The sequence below is a fragment of the uncultured Granulicatella sp. genome (genome assembly GCF_963515615.1).
Taxonomy (GTDB): Bacteria; Bacillota; Bacilli; order Lactobacillales; family Aerococcaceae; genus Granulicatella.
Map to the genome: position 1 here is coordinate 21799 of NZ_CAUPZT010000006.1, position 23260 is coordinate 45058.

Consider the following 23260-nt stretch of genomic DNA (forward strand, 5'->3'; position numbering starts at 1 on the left):
ATATGACTTCCCTATAAGTAGTAAGGGACGCAAGCAGCCTCGAAAAAGCGAATCTCATTGCTTTACTACAGCGGGAAGTCTATTTTATTTCATTTCGTCATTACATTTTTATGAGTGAAAAAAGTGAAAAAAATTAAAAAAATTGCATTTTTTCTAATTTATGATAAAATAGTTGCAGATAATTAGATGTGTTATTTATGTGGAAGAGGAAAAATTGGAGGAATGAGATGAAAAAAAAGAATTGGTTATATGTAACAACAGCAGCAACAGTATTAGCTTTAACAGCTTGTAATTCTAATAAAGAAACAGCAACTACTAAAACTCCGTTAGGAACTCAAACAAAGTTTGCAACAGAAGCCGTTAATGAAGGGGAAGCAATAAAAGGTGGTACGTTTAAATATGCTTTAGTAGCATCTTCAGGCTTTAAAGGGGTATTCATTGATGAATTAGCACAAGACTCACTAGACTCTACGATTAGTGCTCAAATTGATTCAAGTATTTTTGAATATGATGAGAATAGACAGTTAACAAATACTGGCTTGGCAAGCATTGATTATGATGTTGAAGGTAAAACAGTAACCGTTACATTAAATTCTAAAGATTATAAATGGTCAGATGGGCAACCTGTAACGATTGATGACTATATTTTCACGTATCAATCAATCGGACATAAAGATTACACAGGTTCACGTTATAATAGTAAATATGAAAATGTAGTAGGAATGAAAGAATTCCATGAAGGAAAAGCTGATTCAGTATCTGGATTAGAAAAAATTGATGACTATTCTGTAAAAATTCATTTCAAGGAAATGCGTCCTTCTATGAAATTAGCAGGTGGAGCATTAAATGCTTATATAATGCCAAAACATATTTTCTCAACGATTCCAGTAGCAGAATGGGATAAGAGTGAATATGTTCGTGGAACGAAGTTTGTTGGTTTAGGACCATTTAAATTAGAATCGATTATTCCAGGTGAATCTGTAACATTAGTTCCTAATGAACATTACTATAAAGGACGTGCAAAATTAGATAAAGTAGTGATGGAAATTGTATCTCCAGATAATATTGTTTCGGAAATGAAAGCCGGAAAATATGATATTGCTGAGATGCCAAATGCTCAATATGAATCTTATAAAGATTTAACAAATGTAAACTTAGTAAGTACATTTAAATCTTCATTTGAATATGTAGCTTTCCATTTAGGAAAATTTGATAAAGCAAGTGGTAAAAACATTACAGATCCTAATGCAAAAATGAAAGATCCTGTATTACGTCAAGCCATTGCCTATGCATTAGATATGGATACAGTTGGTGAAAGTCTATATCATGGCTTACTACGAGGAACAAACTCTATTATTATTCCGTTCTTTAAAGATGTTTACAATGCAGAACAAGAAGGATTTAAATATAATCCAGAAAAAGCAAAACAAATGTTAGAAGAAGCAGGTTATAAAGACGTAGATGGAGATGGAATCCGTGAAAATAAAGATGGTTCTCCATTAAGTATTACATTTGCGGCACGTACTCGTGATGATGCAAATGAATCATTAATTCAACAATACTTATTATGGTGGAAAGAAATTGGATTAGATGTTCAGTTATATACTGGACGTACCATTGAATCGAATAACTTCTATGAAAAAGTTCAAACAGATGATCCAGAAATTGATATGTTTGCAGCTGGTTGGGGAACAGGTTTCGATCCAAACCCAGCAAACTTATTCGGTGAAACTGCTAAATTTAACTTTGCTCGTTTTGTAAGTGATAAAGGAAATCAAATTATCGACAAAATTAGTTCTACAGAAGCATTTGATGATGCGAAAAATGTTGAATTCTATAAAGAATGGCAACAATATGTACATGATGAGGCATTTATCTTCCCAACATTAGTAGGGGACTTAGTAACTGCAGTTAATAAACGTGTGAAATATTATGATACAAAAATTGGTACAAGTAATTCTAAATCAGCATTGTATCAATTAGAATTAGTATCAGACACACAAGTTAAATAAAAATATTTAGAAGACTTTTCTCATGAATATATGCTCGTGAGGAAAGTCTTTTTAAAGTGAAAATGAGATAAGATAAGAAAGATTAAAATTAAATTAAAAAAACACTTGCTAACAGTTAAAATCCGTGTTAATATATTTCCATATTAAAAAGAGATGAATTTTTTGAGAAAAATTTATTAAGGAGAGATGAAAATGATGAAAAGAAAATGGCTTTGGTTACCAACAGCTGCAGTAGCACTGACAATGGCAGCATGTGGTTCAAAAACTACAACGAAAACTACCACAACAGAGGGAGCAGACAAAACTAAATTTGTTTCTGAAGTAACTCATGATGGTGAACCAATTAAAGGTGGAACATTAAAATATGCAATTGTTTCAGCATCACCAATTAATGGATTATTCATTGACGAATTAGCTTCTGATACAACAGATTCATCTGTAGCAGGAATGATTGATGAATCAATGTTTGAGTATGATGATAATCGTAAGTTAGTAAATTCAGGTTTAGCATCTATTTCATTTGATGTAGAAGGGAAAACAGCAACTGTTAAATTAAACTCTCAAGATTACAAATGGTCAGATGGAGAAAAATTCACAATTGATGACTATATTTTTACTTATGAAGGAATTGGTCATAAAGACTACACTGGTGTACGTTATGATGGAGACTTCAAAAATATTGAAGGGATGGAAGAGTACCATAAAGGTTCCGCTTCAACAATCTCTGGTTTAGAAAAATTAGATGACTATACAGTGAAAATTCACTATAAAGAAATGACACCTTCAATGCAATTAGCAGGTGGTGCAGTAAGTAGCTATGTGATGCCAAAACATGTATTCTCTAAAATTCCTGTAGCTGAATGGGAGCAAAGTGATGCTGTTCGTGGTAAATCTAACGTTGGTCTAGGAGCGTATACAATCGAAGCAATGGTTCCAGGAGAATCAGTAACATTTGTACCAAACACTAATTATTATAAAGGACGTTCAAATCTTGATAAAGTTGTGATGGAAGTTGTGTCACCAGACAGTATTGTTTCAGAAATGAAAGCTGGTAAATACGATATTGCAAGTATGCCATCAGCTCAATACGATTCATTTAAAGATTTAACAAATGTAACTTTCGTAAGTTCATTACAATCAGCATATGAATATATTGGATTTAAACTTGGTAAATGGGATAAAGAACAAGGTAAAAATATTGTAAATCCAAATGCTAAAATGAGTGATGTAGCTTTACGTCAAGCGATTGCTTATGCGATTGATCCAGATACAGCAGGTAAAAACTTGTATAATGGATTACAACATGGAACAAACTCAATTATTATTCCATTCTTCCAAGATATTTATAACAAAAATCAAGAAGGATTCGCATATAATCCAGAAAAAGCTAAAAAATTATTAGATGATGCTGGTTATAAAGATGTGGATGGCGATGGAATCCGTGAAAATAAAGATGGTTCTAAACTAAAAATCAACTTTGCTGCTCGTACTCGTGACGATGCGAATGAATCATTAATTCAACAATATTTATTATGGTGGAAAGAAGTTGGATTGGATGTTCAATTATATACTGGACGTACATTAGAAGTAAACAACTTCTATGATAAAGTTGAAGCAGATGATCCTGAAATTGATATGTTTGCTGCTGGTTGGGCAACAGGTTATGATCCAAATCCAGAAGGATTATTTGGTGAAGCAGCGAAATTTAATATGCAACGTTTTACAACTCCTGAAGGTAATGCGTTGATTGAGAAAATTTCTTCAAATGAAGCATTTGATGATGCTAAGAATATTCAATTCTATAAAGAATGGCAAAAATATGTACACGATCAAACGTTTATCTTCCCAACTCTTACAGGGGAAAGTGTAACTGCTGTTAACAAACGTGTGAAATACTACGATAAAAAAATCGGTTCAAACCATGATGAATCTTCTATGATTAAATTGCAATTGACTGCAAATGAACCTGTAAAATAGGCTTACGCTTTTTCTCGACTCAATGAAATGGATTGGGTCGAGTTTTTTGTTAGGGGGTGAGCCATGATACTATCTGTTGTAGCTTACGACGCTAGCAGCCTCGCTTTTGCGAGTCTCATAGCTAAAATTCGAGCCTTAGATCTCGAATTTTCGTGCAACTAAAGCCAATACTTGGCTTTGGTTGCTTGATCTACAACGGATAGTATCATGGCTCTTTTGTGTTGTGGGATGTGGATGCGTAGAATTTTTCAAAAGGTAGAAAAGGGCGCCAGTAGCTTCGCGATGCGAATCTCATGGCTGAACTTTGAGCCTTGGTCTCAAAGTTTCCTTTTGAAAATAGCCTAGAGTTGGTTATTTTCAATCATGCTACGGGAAAAATTCATTACTATTTTGAAAAGTCTTTTTTATATTGGTAAAGTTCATTATCACAAAATTTTTGTAAAAAATGAGGAAATTATTAAAAAATTCTGTAGAAAATTATAGGAATTTTCAAAGAATCGTGGTATTATAATCATATGTTATTTTAAAAATGGAATTGTCATACAATTTGCATTTTTGTTTTAAAATACGTATAATATCAATAATGTTCAAGTGACATTATTGATTTTTAGAAATCATAGATGATAAAACACGAAGGTTGGAATGAACCTTTCGATTCAGACAAAGGAGGAATAGAATTTGGCTATCGATAAACCATTATTAGAAATCAACGATTTACATGTTGGATTTCGTATTAAAGATGATTTTTATGATGCGGTTGATGGTGTTTCATTAACATTAGAAAAGAATGAAATTTTAGCAATTGTAGGGGAATCTGGTTGTGGGAAATCTACATTAGCAACTACAATTATGGGCTTGCATAACAAATTAAACACAAAAATCACAGGGGACATTATTTATAATGATGTTAACTTAGTAAATTTAAATGAAACTTTATATAATAAAATTCGTGGAAATGATATTGGAATGATTTTCCAAGATCCATTGGCTTCATTAAACCCATTAATGACAATTGGTGCTCAAATTGACGAAGCATTATTATATCATACAGATTTAGATGAAAAACAACGTACAGAACGTGTGTTAGAATTATTGGCACAAGTAGGGATTCCAAATCCACAACGTACATTTAAACAATACCCACATGAATTATCAGGTGGGATGCGTCAACGTGTTGTTATTGCGATTGCATTATCATGTAAACCACCAATCATTATCGCTGACGAACCAACAACTGCGCTTGACGTAACAATTCAAGCACAAATCTTAGATTTATTAAATGAAATTCAAGCGGAAACACAATCAGGAATTATTTTAATTACGCACGACCTTGGGGTAGTTGCGGAAACTGCTGACCGTGTAGCTGTGATGTATGCTGGACAATTTGTTGAGATTGCTCCTGTTGAGGAATTATTTACAAATCCAAAACATCCATATACTCGTTCATTATTACAATCAATTCCTCAAGCTGGTTCTGAAGGACAAGAGTTACACGTAATTGAAGGTACAGTTCCTCCATTACCAAGTTTACCACGTACAGGATGCCGTTTTGCTCCTCGTATTCCTTGGATTTCTGCAGAAGAACATGAAGAAAATCCAACATTACACGAAGTTGGCAAAGGTCATTTTGTTCGTTGTACATGTTATAAAAATTTCCATTTTGAAGGGGAGGAAGCATAATGGGTTTTGTAAGAATTGAAGATTTAAAAGTTCACTATCCAATTAGAAGTGGCTTCTTTAACCGAGTAACGGATCACGTTTATGCTGTTGATGGCGTTACATTGGAAATTGAAGAAGGAAAAACATATGGACTTGTAGGAGAATCAGGTTCTGGTAAATCAACAATTGGTAAATCAATTATCGGTTTAGAACCAGTTACAAGTGGTAAAGTATTATATGAAGGGAAAGATGTGACAAATAAAGCTCGTCGCCGTACTTCTGATTATAATCGTAATGTACAAATGATTTTCCAAGATTCATTATCAAGTTTTAATCCTAAAAAACGTATTTTAGATATCGTGGCTGAGCCATTACGTAACTTCGACCGTTTATCTCCAGAAGAAGAACGTCGTAAAGTTATTGAATTAATGGAAATTATTGGTTTATCTGAAGAAGCATTATTAAAATACCCTCACCAATTCTCTGGTGGACAACGTCAACGTATTGGGGTAGCTCGTGCATTAGCAAGTAATCCACGTTTAATTATTGCCGATGAACCAGTATCTGCCTTGGACTTATCTGTACAAGCGCAAGTATTAAACTATATGAAACGTATTCAAGATGAGTTTAACTTAAGTTATTTATTCATCTCTCATGACCTTGGGGTTGTAAAACACATGTGTGATGAATTATTCATTATGTATCGTGGACGTTTTGTTGAAACAGGAAAAGCAAATGATATTTATGCAAATCCACAACATATTTATACAAAACGTTTATTATCAGCTATTCCAGTTATTGACCCAGTAAACCGTGAAGCGAACAAACAACGTCGTATCGAAGCTGAGAAATTCTATCAAGAAAATCAAACAATGTACTATGACGAAAAAGGTCGTGTATTCGATTTACAACAATTGTCTGATACGCATTATGTTGCGTTAAATCCATCAGCAAAGGGAGGTAACTAGACTATGTGGAAAACTATATTACGTCGTGTGCTTTTAATGTTGCCACAAATCTTAATTTTAAGTTTACTAGCATTCTTGATTGCTAAAATGATGCCAGGAGATCCATTTACAGGTTTAATTACTCCTGAAACAGATCCAAACACTATTGAAGCTTTACGTGTGAAAGCTGGTTTCTATGATCCATGGTATATCCAATATGTTCGTTGGATGGGTAAAGCTTTCCAAGGAGATTTTGGACAAAGTTATACGTATAAATATGCCGTTACTAAATTAATTGGTGAACGTATTGGTAATACAGTTTGGTTATCATTATTAACATTAATTTTAACGTATTTAATTGCACTTCCTCTAGGGATGGTTGCAGGACGTTATCAAAACTCTTGGGCTGATAAGTTAATCGTTGTTTATAACTTCATTACTTATTCAATTCCAACATTCGTATTTGCCTTAATTCTATTATGGTTATTCGGTTATACATTAGGTTGGTTCCCAACTCGTGGTTCTGTTGATTCAGGTGTTTCACCAGGATCTGTTGGTTATTTAATTAATCGATTCCACCACTTATTATTACCAGCATTAACAATGGCGATTTTATCAACAACTGGTACAGTTCAATATTTAAGAACTGGGGTAATTGATGCGAAGAGTCAAGACTATGTTCGTACTGCTCGTGCAAAAGGGGTTCCTGAAAAAGTGGTATTTAACCGTCACATTTTCCGTAACTCAATTTTACCAATCGCTGCATTCTTAGGATACGAATTCACAGGTTTAATCGGTGGTTCAGTGTTTATTGAAAACATCTTCTCATATCCTGGAATGGGGAACTTATTCGTAAGTTCAATTTCATCTCGTGACTATTCTGTTATTTTAGCGTTGTTATTACTATTTGGTACAGCAACACTATTAGGAACATTATTATCTGATATTATTATGAGTATTGTAGACCCTAGGGTTCGTGTACAATAGAAAAGGAGGAGTAGCAAATGGCGCAAGATAAAAAAGATGTAACAAAAGAAAGCACCTTAACTACCCCACCTACTGGGTTCCAGGTTATTGTGCGAGAATTTTTAAAAGATAAAATTGCTCTTGCAGCATTAATTATCTTAACTTTAATTTTCTTATTTATTTATATTGGTCCGTTCTTTATTAATGAAGCAACTGCCTTGAAAGTAAATATTTTACAACGTTATAAAGCACCAGGAGTTAATGGATTTTTATTAGGCTCTGATGAAGGTGGTCGTGATGTATTTGCGATGTTAGTAATTGGAGCTCGTAACTCTGTAACAATTGGTTTCACGATTACAATTTTAACGTGTATTATCGGGATTATCGTTGGTTTGATTTCTGGTTACTATGGTAAATGGGTTGATACTACATTAATGCGTATTGTTGATTTTATTATGATTTTACCAACATTAATGATTATCATCGTTTTCGTAACCGTTATTCCAAACTATACATTATTCCACTTTATCATAATTATGACATTGTTCTTCTGGGTTGGTTCTGCTCGTTTATTCAGAACTCGTACGTTGCAAGAAGCTAGTTTAGATTATGTAAATGCGTCTAAGACTTTAGGTTCAAGCGATTTACAAATTATGTTCCGCGAGATTTTACCTAACATTAGTTCGTTAATCATTGTTAACTTAATTTTACGTTTAGCAGGAAATATCGGTATTGAAACTGGTTTAACATATTTAGGTTTCGGTTTACCATATACAACTCCTTCTTTAGGAACGTTGATTTCTGCAGCTAAAACGCAAGATATTATTGAAAACAAAATGTGGGTATGGTTACCTGCGACAATTTTAATCTTAGTAATGATGTTATGTATTAACTACATTGGACAAGCATTCCAACGTGCAGCGGATGCTCGTCAACGTCTAGGTTAAGGAATATAAATAGACTTCTCTGTATAGTAGTAAAGGATGGCAGCAGCCCTTGCGGTCTCATGCCTAAACTTTGAGCCTAAGGTCTCAAAGTTTCCTAGTACAAGTAGCCAAAAGAGGCTACTTGTACGCTTACTACTATGAGAAGTCTTTTCTTTTTTATCGGAAGTTTTAGGAGAGTGCGTAATAAATTAGACTTCTTTCATAGTAGTATTGGACGCAAGCTTCCTAGTAACAGTAGCCAAAAATGTAGCTGCTGTTACGCATACTGCTATAAGAAGTCTTTTCTGTTTTATTGGGTATTTATGAGAGTTCGTAACTATTTAGACTTCTCTATATAGTAGTAAAGGACGGCAGCTACTATGGAGAAGTCTTTTTTGTTTTGTCTTTTTGGTTGTGTAAATTTGTATTTTTTTGTAAAATAGAAGGGCTAATAATTTTAATGGAGGATTTATGAAAGAGAAATTTAAGAAATATCAGTATTTAGTGAAACCTTATGACATTATTATTGTAATTGCCTTATTTATTTTATCGTTTTTACCAAATGCAATTTTTGCAGTACAACAGATGACGACTCCAACTGAAGAAGCAAAGATTTATGCTGTTGTTACAATTAATGGTGAAGAAGTTCAACGTTTTGAATTAAAAGAAGATACTCCAAGAGAAGAATTTATTTATTTCCCAAGTGATGATCAATATAATATTATTGAAGTAGATGGGACTAGAATTAGAGATAAGGAAGATAATAGTCCTGATCAAATTGCCGTTAAAACGGGTTGGATTTCAAGAGTGGGGCAAACGAGTATTTGTTTGCCACATGGGTTGATGATTGAGATTGTTTCAACACAGGATCCTACAGAAGAAACGGATACTATCATTCCCCTGTAAGAGGAACAGAATTTGACTTCCCTGTATAGTAGTATAGGACGCCAGCAAACCTACGGCTTCATGGCTTTCTACTAAGAGAAGTCCTTTTGTTCTTTAATAAATGGTAAAATCTTGTTCTATTATTTGTCAGGTAAATTTATTCATGTTACGATAATATTATATTGAAATTAAAGAAATGAGAGAATTTTATGAATGATAATCAACCATTAGAACCTCAGAAAATTCCTTCTCGTCATGACAAAATAGAGAAAGAAATTGGTTCAAAAGATAAATGGTATAAAAAAATATGGAATCATCCTTGGTTAAAAAAATTCAGAAAATTTTGGAAGAAATTTTATATTACAAAACTTTTTTGCACAATTTTTTTAACTTTCACAGCTTTCTTTTTAGCCTATTTAGTATATGGAGCAAAGACTGCTGATGTGAGTGGTTTAAGAGCGGGGATGATCCAAGAAACTGTTATTTATGATGCGGATTTAAAAGAAGCAGGTGCTTTAAATATCTCGAAAGCAGAATATGTATCAATAGATAATATTTCCACTTCAATGAAAGATGCAGTCATCTCTACAGAGGATAAACGGTTTTATGATCATAAAGGTTTTGATCTGATTGGGATTGTTCGTGCTTTTGCTGGATTAATTCTTCATCGTGGAAATATTGTTGGTGGGGGTAGTACGTTAACACAGCAATTAGCAAAAAATGCTTTTTTAACATTAGATCAAACATTTTTAAGAAAAGCAAAAGAGTTATTTTTAAGTTTTGAAATTGAAAAGCATTATACAAAAGATCAAATTTTAGAGATGTATTTAAATAATGCATATTTTGGTAATGGTGCATATGGGATTGAAAATGCTGCTCAACGTTATTTTGGGAAAAGTGCTGCAGATTTATCTATTAGTGAATCAGCCATACTTGCAGGTTCTTTAAAAGCGCCAAGTTATTATAATCCTATTGATAATTATGATGCTACCATTAAAAGACGAGCTACGGTATTACAATTAATGGTGACAAATGGCAAGATTAGTGAGCAAGATGCTACTATTGCTTCAGAATCAGATATTGTTCTTGTAGATAGTTATGTAGCCAATTCAAGATATCGTTATCCTTATTATTTTGATGCAGTGATTAATGAAATTACTCAACAATATGGGATTAAAGAAGAGGATTTATTTAATAAAGGGTATCGCATTTATACTGGTTTAAATCAAAAATTACAAGCAGATATGGAAGAAACATTTGGAAATACGCAATTATATCCTGCTTATGATGATGGGACAAAAGCTCAAGCTGCTTCTATTGCAATGGAACCACAAACGGGGAATGTGTTAGCTGTCGTTGGAGGAAGAATTGATGGAGCAGGGAAGCATACGTTTAGAGGATTTAATCGTGCGACACAAATGAAAGTTCAACCTGGGTCAACTTTTAAACCATTAGCAGTCTATACTCTTGCATTAGAAGAAGGATATGAACCTAATTCAACATTAATAGATGAAAAACGTTCGTATGGTCCAGAAAAATATACTCCTGAAAATTGGAATCATCAAAATAAGGGAACTGTAACAATGACTGAAGCATTAAGTTTGAGTTGGAATGCTCCTGCAGTTTGGTTATTGGATCAATTAGGCTTGAAAAAAGGAATTGAAAAAGTTCATCAATTTGGAATTTCAACAGTTCTAGAGGACGAATATTTAGGCATTGCATTAGGGGGATTAACAAAAGGAGTTTCTCCAATGGAAATGGCATCTGCTTATACAACTTTTGCCAATAAAGGAGTCCGTGCAAAAGGTAGATTTGTGACTAAAATTGTAGATCCTACGGGTGCAGTGATTGTTGATAATACAACTCCTCAAACAAATAAAGTGACGAGTGAAACAGTAGCTGATAAAATGACAAGTATGTTATTAACGGTGTATGCACCGGGTGGTGGTGGAGCGAATGCTGCGCCAGCAGGATATACGATTGCAGGTAAAACAGGTACAACAGAAACAGTAAATGGAGAAGATGGTGCTAGAGATCAGTGGATGATCGGATATACTCCGGATATGGTTGTTGCAACTTGGATGGGATATGATGATTCTGCAAAATATTCTCTTGCTGTATCAAGTACACATGGAGTGGGACCTTTATTCCAATTAGAAATGTATGGATTATTGAGTACATATCCAAAAAATACACCATTTGGAGTCGCTCCTGCTGTAACTACTGAGAAAAAAGATTCGTCATTAAATGTGGATGACTTGATTCAAAAAGTAGAGGAGACTGGTAAACAATTATGGTCAAAAGTCCAAGAATGGACAGGACAATTGTGGAAAAAAGTAGGGCAATAGGATACAATAGAAACGAAGAGCCTGTTTTGTAGATAGAATTAATAAATAAGTAATGATATTAAAATGACATCAAATTGTTACATAACTGGTCCAAGATTGACATTATTTTTGTGTATACTAGTTGCAAAGTTTGAATAGGGGGAAAACTATGAAATATAAAAAACTATTTATTGGCTGTCTCACAGCTTTAACACTTTTTACAGTTAGTACGTATAGTCAGAATACAACAGCATTTGCTGAAGAAACAGCTGTAAGTGGAACATATGTATCTGATAGTAAAGAAGCGATTATTAATCGTATTAATGAAATTCGTAAAGAAGCGTATGAGGAAGGGTTAGTAGACCGTTATGTACCCATTAAATGGTCAACTGCTTTAGAAAAAATTGCAGAAATTCGTTCTGTAGAAGCTTCAGTATTATTAGCACATAGTCGTCCGAATGGAGAAAGTGATCCATTTAGTATTGTAAAAGATAATGTCCGTAGTTATGGTGAAAACTTAGCTTGGAATCGTTCTGGAGTTCTGGAAGGAATTGAGTATTTCTATGGTGAAAAAGCTGCTTATGTTAAATCGAAAGTAAATAACCAACCATTAGAAGTTGGGGAACAAACAGGACATTATTGGAATTTAATTCGCCCAGATTTTACTCATACAGCTTTAGTAGCTTTCCAACAAGATGGAAAAGGAATTATTACTGCACAAGCTTTTACAAATACTGAGTGGCTAAAAGCAAATGGATTTGATTCAAATCTTGAAGAAAACTATTTAGGAAAAAATGGTTCTGCTACCGTTAATGTTGAAATGAGTGGAGAAGCTTCAAAAATTTCTACTTCAAAAGGAAATTATCGTAGCTTTAGAACAGCTTTTAAAGCTACAACCTCGAATAAAGTATTAAATGGTTGGGAAAATCGCCAGTATTATAAAAATGGAGAAAAAGTAATTTCTCAATGGATTTATGATGCAAATTACTCAAGTTGGTTCTATTTAGATGAAAATGGAGAATACCTTGAAAATACGTGGAAAGGTGACTACTATTTAGAAGCTGGCGGTTATATGGCTAGTGGAGAATGGGTCTATGATTCGAATTATCAAAACTGGTTCTACTTACATGGTAATGGAAAATATGCTCGTGACTATTGGCAAGATTCATACTATTTAGGGCAAAATGGGGCATTAGCTCGTGATACGTGGATTGGAAGTTACTATGTAGATTCAACTGGTAAATGGAATCCTGAAATGTAATTATATTGAACGTCAACAAAAGTTAGATAAAAGTCTAATTTTTGTTGACTTTTTTATTTCTAGGTAGTAAAATTCTAATAAAGTTAGATAACTATCTAATTTGTTTAGAAAGTGAGGTTGAAATTTTATGGATATCATATTAAATAATGCAAATTTTAGAAAATTATGGTTAAGTAGTACATTTGCGGGAGCAGCAAGTAATATTATTCAATACGCTTTATCGCTCTATGTATTAGATAAGACAGGGTCTGCAACGGCCTTTGCTAGTATTCTTTCGATTATTATCTTCCCTAGAATACTATTTTCTCCAATTGCTGGTGTGTGGGGAGATCGAGTGGATCGACAAAAAGGTTTAGTTTATACAACACTGATGACGGTTATTACGTTATTGATTTTTGGAGTGGGAACTTATGTAACAAGTAATTTATCTCTTGTAGCGATTTATGTTTTGGTCATTATTTTAGAATTAGTAGAAGTTTTTCAATCGGGTCCGATGATGAGTGTTTTGCCAGCAATTGTTGAAGAAAGTCAATTAGCTCTAGCGAATACTTGGATGCAAGTGGATAATGGAATTGTAAATATTATTACACCATTTGTAGCTGCATTTATTTATTCGACTTTTTCTATTACAGGTTCTTTATTCATTTCAGGAAGTATTTTATTTTTGACAATGATTGGTTATGAATTTATGAAAATTCCTGAGCGTAAAGTTCAAAAACAAATGGATGATGAGCAATCTGTTGTAAATAGTTTTTGGACAGATTTCAAAGATGGCATTAAAATTGCGTTCGACATTCCAAATCTTATTATTATTGTATTGTTAGCGTTATTTATTAATTTTTTAATGTCTCCTATTTTTGGTATTGTGATTACTTACTTTATCAGGGTGACGTTGGAATTTTCAAATACAGAATTTAGTATGTTTCAGTCATTTGTAGCTGTAGTGAGTATGATTTCTCCACTCATTGCGTATCGTTTAATCAAAGATAGTAAAGAACCCGTTCACTTATTATTAAAATATACGGGTGGATTTGTTGTTGGATTATTTGTGGTTATGTGTGGAACAATGGCTCGTGATATTTTTTCAATGAATCAATGGATGTCGTTAGCTGGTATTCTTGTTGGATTTATCCTTGTTTCTGTTTTAGCAACATATATTAATATTCAATTATCAACTTTAGGTGCTAAAATGGTTCCAGAAGAATATTTAGGAAGAATTGGAACAACAATGGGGATGTTAGCTACGATTTCAGTTCCAATTGGGCAGTTAGTTTTTGGAATGATATTAGATGTTTCGAATGCTACAGTGTGTTTAGTTGTTTCGATTGTGGGATTAGTGGTATTCTTATTAGTAGCGAATCGTATGTATCAAGATTCTAGTAAGGAGGGGGAAAATGCAATTTAAACAAGAGCAAATGGAGTTTGTTAATCAGCTGCTGTATCCAATATTAATATTGAAAAAGGATAGAGATGAGGAACGTCCTTCATCGCCTTTAGAAGAGCAATTAGAAGTCATTGTAGAAGAAATGAGACAGATGAGTGTTCCTTTGGAACCTTATAAAGATAATATTCTTTATTTCTATAAGGATGATGCTTTACGAATGTTTTTTGTCAATGTAAAAAATGTACTTCGCTATTATTCATTTGAAGAGTATGCTGAAGTTTTACATTTGATGGATGAGGAAAAAATTAAGAAACAATTGATGACAACTATTGTGAAGCAAGATGAAGAGGAAGCGAGTGTCGAAGATAAAGTTACAGAATTATTAGGGAATCAATTTGCTTTTTTAGATTTCTTAAAAAATTTGCCGATTGATGATACTGTACGTTGGAATTATTTTACGATTATGTCGCAGCCTAAAAAGTTTGTAGAAGATTTTATTTCTTTGCATCAAATATTGAAGCCGATATTTGAGAAAGTATATGCGGAATATTTACCGATTTTAGAGAAATCTTATCAGGAATTTGAAACGACTATTCAAGAACACCCAACGATTTTAGCAGAAGCATTTTCAGGAACGAAAGTGATTGAGGAAATTGACTGGGCTTCAGATGAAATTGCAGTCATTCCAACCTTATTATTATCAGATTTCTTTTTCCAAGATTCTGAAATTTTAATACTAGGGGCAAAATCATTAGAAGTCATTCAACATGTCATCCAAACAAGATTGGATAAACAACAAGAACGAATTAATGTTTTCAAAAATTTAGGAGATAAAACAAGGTATCAAATTTTTTGCGAAATTGCAAAGGGTACAAAGAGTGTGAAAGGTATTGCAGAACAATTGGGTATTACTTCTGCCACGGTTTCGTATCATATTAATGAATTAGTCTTATCTAATTTAGTCGTTCACGGTTGGAATAAGAAGGATTGTACGCAGGCAATTCATACGGAATTGATTACAGAAGTGATGAATGGATTAATGGAAGATAGTTTTATGGCAAATACACTAGAGAATGAAAAATAATATGCTATAATAATAATACAAAAGATTGTATGGAGGGATACAGATGAGTGATGTAAAATTAGTAAAACGTAGTGAAGTCGATCAATCCATTACTTGGGATATGAGTCTATTATATCCAAGTGATGAAGCATATCGTACAACATTAAAGGAAACAGAAGCTCAATTAAAGAGCTTTAAAGAAAAATATGAAGGTAAATTAGCGGATTTAGAAGTATTAACTGCAGCTACTGCAGAATATGAAGCGTTATATGAAACATTTTATCGTTTATCTCATTACGCAGAATTGCCAATGACTGTTGACCGTTTCAATGATACAGTGGTTGAAAATGCGACTTTATTTGAACAAGTAGCTAGTGCATGGGCTTTGAATATGAGTTTCTATGATACTGAAATCGTAGGACTAGAAGAAAGTTTATTACGCCAATTTGTGGCAGAAAAACGTCCAGATTTAGCTTACTTTATTGAAAAAATTATTCGTGCTAAAGCTCATACATTATCAAAAGATGCTGAACAAGTTTTATCAAATATGTCAAGTTTACCTAGTTTCTATCAATTATATGAAGTAACCAAACATGAAGATATGGAATTTGATTCATTTGAAGCAGATGGGAAAACGTTTGAAAATAGTTTTGTTTTATATGAAAACTTACATGAAATGGATAATCGTACAGAAGTTCGTCGTAATGCAGCAAAAAGTTTCTATAAAACATTAAATCGCTATAAAAATACAGTTGCAAATGAATATATTTCAACGATTAAAAAAGAAAAACTGCTTGCAACAATGCGAGGGTATGATAGTGTCATTGACTACTTATTAGAAAAACAAGATGGTGATCGTGAATTATATGATCGTCAAATTCGTACATTAATGACAGATTTAGCGCCTCACATCCAACGGTATATTCGTTTATTAGCAAGAGAACATAATGTTGCAGATATGCAATTTGCAGATTGTAAAATCAATTTAGATCCTGATTTTGAAGTGGATATGTCTATTGAAGAATCTAGAGATTATTTGAAGAAAGCTCTTGGTATTTTAGGGGAAGATTATAAAGAAATGATTGATGAAAGTTACGACAAACGTTGGACTGACTTCCCACAAAATATTGGAAAGAGTACAGGTGGATTCTGTGCGACTGTTCCAAAAGTAGCAAGTTATATTTTATTATCATGGACTGGAAAAATGAATGAAGTATTCGTATTAGCTCATGAATTAGGACATGCCTACCACTTTAAACGTGTTGGAGAAGAGTTAACAATGTTTAATAATGAATGTTCATTATACTTTGTAGAAGCTCCATCAACATGTAACGAAGTTATTGTTTCAAATTATTTATTGAAAAATAGTACAGATGCTCGTTTCAAACGTTGGGTCATCAGTAACATGATTAGTCGTACTTATTTCCACAATATGGTCACTCACTATTTAGAAGCAGTATTCCAAGATCGTATTTACAAAATGGTAGATAATAATGAAATGTTAAATGCAGATGTGTTATCTAAAGTAAAACGTGAAGTAATGGAAGAGTTCTTCGGAGATAGTCTTGTGGTAAATGAAGGAGCAGAGCTAACTTGGATGCGTCAACCTCACTATTATATGGGATTATATCCATATACTTATTCTGCTGGTTTAACAATTGGTACAGCAATTGCGAATAAGATTGAGGAAGATCCTTCTCAAGCGCAAGTTTGGAAAGATACATTAGCATTAGGTGGTAGCCTATCTGCAAAAGATTTAGCACGTCATGCTGGATGTGATGTTTCAACAGAACAACCACTAAAAGAAGCCATTGCTTATGTAGGAAAATTAGTGGATCAATTATACGAATTGACAGATGAGTTAAAATAGGACTTATCTTTGGTAGCAAAGGACGCAAGCAGCCTCGCTTGTGCGAGTCTCATTGCTAAACTTTGAGCCTAGGGTCTCAAAGTTTCCTTATGGAAGAAGCCAAGCTTGGCTTCTTCCATTTTTGCTACTGCGAAAGTCCATTTTACTTGGACGGGAATTTATGAGAGAACGTAAAAAATAAGACTTATCTGATGTAGCAAAGGTTATAAATCCTTATGGCAGGAGCCGATAGTTTGGCTTCTGCCATTTTTGTTACTGTTAAGAAATAATACATTGACATCACTCAAAATAGTGATATGATTGACATGAAAACGTTTATAAATAGGAGATGTTTCTTATGATTAAGTCAATAAAAAAATAGAAAAGTTAGATAGCTTACAACAATTTATATTAGTGTGTGGTGGTAATCATGATATATAAAGTATGGAATGTCCCTAAATATGTACTTATATTTTTTATTATGATATTAGCTTCATTAGATGGAGTTTTAATATCTTCGTTGTTTAAAAATTTAATTGACTTAACTAGTCAAGATAATTCTCAAGATTTTATGAAATTAATTATTAGTATTCTTCTGATTTATGCTATAGTGTTATTGTCAAATTACATTTACAACCGTATGAAATATCAGTTTGTTTTTGATGCTAATCTATATATAAAGCAAAAAATTATGCAAAACTTTTTGTTGCAAGATTCGAGGTCTTACTCAGAAGCAGAAGTAAAAAAAGAAACCATTTCTTTTTTTATGAACGATCTAAAATTATTAGAAACAAATTATATTATCCCTTTTTTTGATATGTATTTGTATATTTTTTATGCCTTTACAGCTTTTGTTTATAGTTTTTTTATAGATTCTGCTTTAGCATTTATCTTTTTAGCATTTTCTCTCATTCCATCTATAGTACCAGTATTGTTTAAAAAAGTCTTAGCAGATAGAACGAAGAATTGGTCAAATTTAAATCAAGACTATACTGAAACCCTAAACGAAACTATTGAATCTTCAGAAGAAATTAAAGAATTTCATACTGAAACTATCTTTATCAAAAGATTTTTTTCAAGAGTATTAGAAACAGAAAAATCTTTTTTGATGCTTAATAATATGCAATCTTTATCAATACTTGTAATTGGATGTATATCTATTTTATGTTATATTTTTCCACTTGTTATAGGGGGATATTTTGTGATGTCACAGCAAACAAGTTTGTCAAATTTAATTGCCGTATTTTTTGCCTCAAACAGAATTATCACACCCGTAAAATTAGCGATTAATATTTATAATCAATTTAATTCGGTAAAAACTATTAGAGAAAAAGTTGAGGAAGTGTTACAAAAGGATATTACTAAGTCTCAGCAAAAGTATTTGCCTGTAGAAAAAATATCAATAAAGTCGGGTAACGTGTCACTTGGAGGAAATCTGATTTTGAAGGATATCCAACTAGATTTAACTAATAAAGATAAGGTACTGGTGGTAGGAGAAAGTGGAGCCGGTAAAAGTATTTTATTAAACCTGGTTAAAGGGAACTTACCCTTAGATGAAGGAGATTATATTATTGAACCTAAAAATTCAAATTTAAATATGGCCTATCAAAAAGATTTCATCTTTAAAGACTCGTTAAGTTTTAATATTCTATTTTCTAATGAATTAGTTTCAGAAGAATTGAATAATATTTTTGAAATTGATAATAAATTTCCAAAAATGATTGATTATCAAGGGAAAAATCTATCAGGCGGGCAAATAAAACGTATTAATTTAGCAAGGATTTTAAGTCATGGAAATAGCCTACTTTTAGATGAACCTTTTCAAGGATTAAGTACTAAACAGTCAAGTTCTATTGAAACTTATTTATTGGAACATACTGAATTCTTGATGCTATCGACTCATGTTTTTCATGAAGAAAACCTTCCAAAGTATTCAATGTATATTGTAGTAGAAAATAAAACAATTACTGTATATAAGGAATTTTCTGAATTTAAGAAAACTAATTATTATCAACAGAATATTCATAGAATTTAAAGAAGAATACTCTTAGAAAAGTTGAAAAAAAGAAGTTTCGCTTTTGCGAGACTTCTTTTTTCTATATAACTATCGATAAACCTATATATTCATTAATTATTTCGTACGAATACTAACCTCACCATACGATAATGTATGCAAACTGCTATCTTCTTTTTCTACAATAAGATGACCATTTTCATCAATGTCTTTTGCATATGCAGAATATGTTTGGCTTCCTTCGAATACATTCACAAATTTACCAATTACATTTGAATGTTCCTTATAAGTAGAGATAAATTCTCTCTTAGAAAGATTTTGATAATAAAATATCCATTTTTCTAAAAATTGAGCAATAAAATGGTTACGATTGAAAGAAGAATCATTATATTCTTCTTTTGAAGAAAAAATACTACCAACAATTGAGTGTAATTCTTCAGGGAATGATTGAGGTGAGTCAATTAAATTAATTCCGATTCCAACAATGAGTGCTTGAACTTGTTGAGACTCAAAATCACTAATTACTTCTGTCAGAATTCCACCGACTTTCTTTTCACGATAAAATAAATCATTTACCCATTTAATATCTAGAGATTTATCGGTTAATTGTTTAATCGTTTCTAAGTAGGCAACTGCTGTAGCACAAGTAATCAGTGATAAATCTTCCATTGGTGCAGTTGGGAATAAGCAAAGACTAATATATAAACCAGTTTTTGCAGGTGAAACGAATACTCTTCCTAATCGACCTCTTCCTGCAGTTTGTTCTTCACTAATAAAAATTGCAGGTGTAGTAGAGTGTTGATTCGCATAATTTTTTGCTAAATCATTTGTTGAAGTAGTGCATTCCATTGTTTGAATATGCCATTCAATAGGATGATGTAGATTAATTAGTTCTTGTAAAATTTCTTTGTCGGATAAAACATCATTATTTTCTGACAATGTATATCCTTTATTAGTAGTAGAATCGATTGTATATCCCTCCTTTTTTAAAGACTGAATAGCCTTCCAAATGGTAGTTCTAGATTTGTTTAGTTCTAGTGCCATTTTTTCTCCAGAGATTGCTTCTCCTATATGTTCTCGAAGATATTGTAAAACCGCTTCTTTTGTGGTCATAAAAATCCCTCCCCTTATGTTTCTGATTTTATACATGAAAAATACGGTTGTCAACGCTATCTTTTAGGATGGTTGACAGTTAAAAAAGGTAGTTTTAAGTATGCCTTTTTACTGAGGCATGGTATAATGGAAGAGAAGATGTTATGAGAGGATTTGAATCAATGAGAAAATTAGTCATTAATGGAGGAAAACCACTAACTGGAGAAGTAACCATTAGCGGTGCTAAAAATAGTACAGTAGCTTTAATTCCAGCTGCTATTTTAGCATCAGAACCAGTTGTATTAGAAGGTGTTCCAGATATTCAAGATGTAGCCGCATTAATTGAAATTTTGAAAGATTTTAATGTTCATACTACTTTTGAAGAAGGAGTATTGACCATTGATCCAACGAATATGTTATCCATTCCAATGCCAAGTGGAAAAATTCAAAGTATGAGAGCTTCGTATTATTTTATGGGTGCGACTCTTGCAAAATTTGGTGAAGGAGTTGTTGGACTTCCAGGAGGATGTTTCTTAGGACCTAGACCGATTGACCAACATATTAAAGGATTTAAAGCATTAGGAGTAGATGTTCGTAATGAAATGGGAGCCATTTATTTATCAACGAACGGACAAGGATTAACAGGAACTCGTATTTATATGGATGTTGTATCTGTAGGAGCAACGATTAATATTTTATTAGCAGCTGTTCGAGCAAAAGGTAAAACAATTATTGAAAATGCTGCAAGAGAACCAGAAATTATTGATGTAGTGAATTTATTAAATAAAATGGGCGCTAATATCAAAGGTGCAGGTACAAGTGTGATTCGTATTGAAGGTGTGGAAGCATTACATGGATGCCGTCATACGATTATTCCAGATAGAATTGAAGCGGGAACGTATTTATCGATTGCAGCAGCAGTGGGTGAAGGAATTACTGTAAAAAATGTAATCTTCGAACATATTGAAGGATTTTTAGCAAAAATGGAAGAAATGGGCGTAAAAATGACGATTGGTGAGGAAGATATTCATGTTTTCCCATCTAAAGAATTGAAAGCAGTGAGTATTAAAACTCTGCCTTATCCAGGTTTTGCAACAGATTTACAACAACCGATTACGCCATTATTAATGAAAGCCACAGGAGAAGCTAAAATTATCGATACGATTTATCCAAAACGTGTCAATCATATTCCTGAATTAAATCGTATGGGAGCATTAGGACGTGTAGAAAATGATGTTATTTCAATTACGGGGCCAACTGCTTTAACAGGATGTGAAGTAGCAGCTAGTGATTTACGAGCTGGTGCAGCATTAGTCATTGCTGGTTTAATGGCTAAAGGAACAACAAAAATTAGTAATATTGAACATATTTTAAGAGGGTATTCTCATATTGTTGAAAATTTACAACAACTAGGAGCTGATATCCAAATGATTGAAGAGGATTAAGATGTCAGAAACAATTGAAACAGTAACTTTACCCGTCTTGCAACAAAAGACTTTAAAAGAAATGTATGCTTTTGCCAAGCACTATAAAATCCCTTATTATGGGCAGATGAATAAAAAAGAATTAGCTCTAGCGATTATGAGAGCTCAAGAAGAAGCAACTGGCTTTTTCCAAGTAGAAGGGGTATTGGATATTAATAATGCGGAAGGATATGGTTTCTTACGTCCAATTAATTATTCTACTAGCCAGGAAGATATTTATATTTCTTCTTCTCAAATTCGTAAATTTGCCTTAAGAAATGGAGATTTAGTATCAGGTCCTGCCCGTCCTCCACGTACGGGGGAAAAGTTTAACGGCTTGATGCAAGTTGGTGCAGTAAATGGGAAAGACCCTGAAGAAGCAAAAGAACGAGATCATTTTCCAGGATTAACACCACTTTATCCTGAAAAACAAATGCAATTAGAAACAACAACAGGAAGAATTGCTTCAAGAATGTTAGATTTAATTTGCCCAATTGGTTTTGGACAGCGTGGCTTAATTGTAGCACCTCCGAAGGCTGGTAAAACAAGTTTATTAAAAGAAATTGCAAATGGGATTACAACAAACTATCCTAATGCGGAATTAATTATTTTACTAATTGATGAACGACCAGAAGAAGTAACAGATATTGAGCGCACAGTAGATGCTGAAGTTGTATTTTCAACTTTTGATCAAACACCGGAACACCATATTAAAGTGAGTGAATTAGTGTTAGAGCGTGCATTGCGTTTAGTAGAAGATGGTCGTGATGTGATTGTATTACTGGATAGTATTACACGTTTAGCACGTGCGTATAATTTAACGATTCCACCTTCTGGTCGTACATTAAGTGGTGGGATTGACCCAGCTGCTTTTTATCGTCCTAAGAGATTTTTTGGTTCTGCTAGAAATATTGAAGATGGTGGAAGTTTAACGATTTTAGCAACGGCTTTAATTGAAACGGGAAGCCGTATGGATGATGTGATTTATGAGGAGTTTAAAGGAACTGGGAATGCGGAAGTGCATTTATCTCGTGAATTAGCAGAAAGACGTGTGTTTCCAGCAATTGATGTGAAACGTTCAGGTACTCGTAAAGAGGAAATTTTACTGGATTCTCATATTTTAGAAGCAGTTTGGAAAGTTCGAAATACGATGAAGGGTGACGGACTAGAAACAAGCGAGCAAATTGTGAAGCAATTAAGAGAAACGAAGAGTAATAAAGACTTTATAAAGCGTACCGAATTATTGTAAAAATTATTCGAAAGACTTTTCTATAGTAGCAAGAGGACAGAACTAGCTTGTAAATGCCAATCTCATGCTACTTGGAAAAGTCTATTTTTTTGGACGGACGAAAAGTGAATAGAAACAGAAAAATTTTCATGGTAGCCGGACGCCAGCAAACCTACGGTTTCATGGCTAAAAATTGAGCCTAGGGTC

Annotated in this window: 16 protein-coding genes; 15 read left to right on the top strand and 1 reads right to left on the bottom strand. The window is 33.0% G+C overall.

What is annotated here, in order from left to right:
- The first annotated feature begins 227 nt into the window (after window positions 1-227).
- The 13 genes from RYL55_RS02145 (at window position 228) to RYL55_RS02205 (ending at window position 19291) form a co-directional block, all read left to right on the top strand.
- Entirely contained in the window at window positions 228-2012 is a 1785-nt protein-coding gene (locus RYL55_RS02145) for an oligopeptide ABC transporter substrate-binding protein (RefSeq protein WP_315006876.1), read from the top strand.
- 195 nt (window positions 2013-2207) lie between these two features.
- A complete protein-coding gene (locus RYL55_RS02150; RefSeq protein WP_399545491.1) occupies window positions 2208-3989 on the top strand; it encodes an oligopeptide ABC transporter substrate-binding protein in 1782 nt (593 codons plus the stop codon).
- 678 nt (window positions 3990-4667) lie between these two features.
- Window positions 4668-5669, top strand: coding sequence for an ABC transporter ATP-binding protein (locus RYL55_RS02155; protein ID WP_314113132.1), 1002 nt, complete (start codon window positions 4668-4670; stop codon window positions 5667-5669).
- Window positions 5669-6616, top strand: a complete 948-nt coding sequence (locus RYL55_RS02160) for an ATP-binding cassette domain-containing protein (RefSeq protein ID WP_314113134.1) — start codon at window positions 5669-5671, stop codon at window positions 6614-6616. The genes RYL55_RS02155 and RYL55_RS02160 overlap by 1 nt, the downstream gene beginning before the upstream one ends.
- A gap of 3 nt (window positions 6617-6619) precedes the next feature.
- Complete coding sequence (opp4B, locus tag RYL55_RS02165; RefSeq protein ID WP_314113136.1) at window positions 6620-7582, top strand: oligopeptide ABC transporter permease; 963 nt, start codon at window positions 6620-6622, stop codon at window positions 7580-7582.
- 17 nt (window positions 7583-7599) lie between these two features.
- Complete coding sequence (locus tag RYL55_RS02170; RefSeq protein WP_314404670.1) at window positions 7600-8508, top strand: ABC transporter permease; 909 nt, start codon at window positions 7600-7602, stop codon at window positions 8506-8508.
- A gap of 450 nt (window positions 8509-8958) precedes the next feature.
- Window positions 8959-9393 carry a NusG domain II-containing protein gene (locus tag RYL55_RS02175; protein ID WP_006702283.1) on the top strand — a complete coding sequence of 145 codons (435 nt, stop codon included), beginning with the start codon at window positions 8959-8961 and terminating at the stop codon, window positions 9391-9393.
- Between the two features lie 188 nt (window positions 9394-9581).
- Window positions 9582-11720, top strand: a complete 2139-nt coding sequence (locus RYL55_RS02180) for a PBP1A family penicillin-binding protein (protein ID WP_315006881.1) — start codon at window positions 9582-9584, stop codon at window positions 11718-11720.
- A 148-nt stretch (window positions 11721-11868) separates the two neighbouring features.
- A complete protein-coding gene (locus RYL55_RS02185; RefSeq protein ID WP_315006882.1) occupies window positions 11869-12960 on the top strand; it encodes a hypothetical protein in 1092 nt (363 codons plus the stop codon).
- Window positions 12961-13087: 127 nt separating this feature from the next.
- A complete protein-coding gene (locus tag RYL55_RS02190) occupies window positions 13088-14365 on the top strand; it encodes an MFS transporter (protein WP_315006883.1) in 1278 nt (425 codons plus the stop codon).
- On the top strand, window positions 14355-15428 hold the full coding sequence (locus RYL55_RS02195) for a winged helix-turn-helix domain-containing protein (protein ID WP_315006885.1): 1074 nt from the start codon (window positions 14355-14357) through the stop codon (window positions 15426-15428). Before RYL55_RS02190 ends, RYL55_RS02195 begins: the two co-directional genes overlap by 11 nt.
- Before the next feature lie 43 nt (window positions 15429-15471).
- On the top strand, window positions 15472-17277 hold the full coding sequence (pepF, locus tag RYL55_RS02200) for an oligoendopeptidase F (RefSeq protein WP_315006886.1): 1806 nt from the start codon (window positions 15472-15474) through the stop codon (window positions 17275-17277).
- A gap of 409 nt (window positions 17278-17686) precedes the next feature.
- On the top strand, window positions 17687-19291 hold the full coding sequence (locus tag RYL55_RS02205; protein ID WP_315006888.1) for an ABC transporter ATP-binding protein: 1605 nt from the start codon (window positions 17687-17689) through the stop codon (window positions 19289-19291).
- A gap of 96 nt (window positions 19292-19387) precedes the next feature.
- On the opposite strand, the gene RYL55_RS02210 is transcribed toward RYL55_RS02205, so the two are convergent.
- The gene (locus RYL55_RS02210; protein ID WP_315006890.1) at window positions 19388-20383 is read right to left on the bottom strand and encodes a biotin--[acetyl-CoA-carboxylase] ligase; all 996 of its coding nucleotides are present in this window, start codon (window positions 20381-20383) and stop codon (window positions 19388-19390) included.
- Window positions 20384-20544: 161 nt separating this feature from the next.
- Between RYL55_RS02210 and RYL55_RS02215 the strand changes: the two genes are divergently transcribed.
- The gene (locus RYL55_RS02215) at window positions 20545-21807 is read left to right on the top strand and encodes a UDP-N-acetylglucosamine 1-carboxyvinyltransferase (protein WP_315006908.1); all 1263 of its coding nucleotides are present in this window, start codon (window positions 20545-20547) and stop codon (window positions 21805-21807) included.
- Between the two features lies 1 nt (window position 21808).
- A complete protein-coding gene (rho, locus tag RYL55_RS02220) occupies window positions 21809-23074 on the top strand; it encodes a transcription termination factor Rho (RefSeq protein ID WP_315006892.1) in 1266 nt (421 codons plus the stop codon).
- Window positions 23075-23260 lie beyond the last annotated feature (186 nt).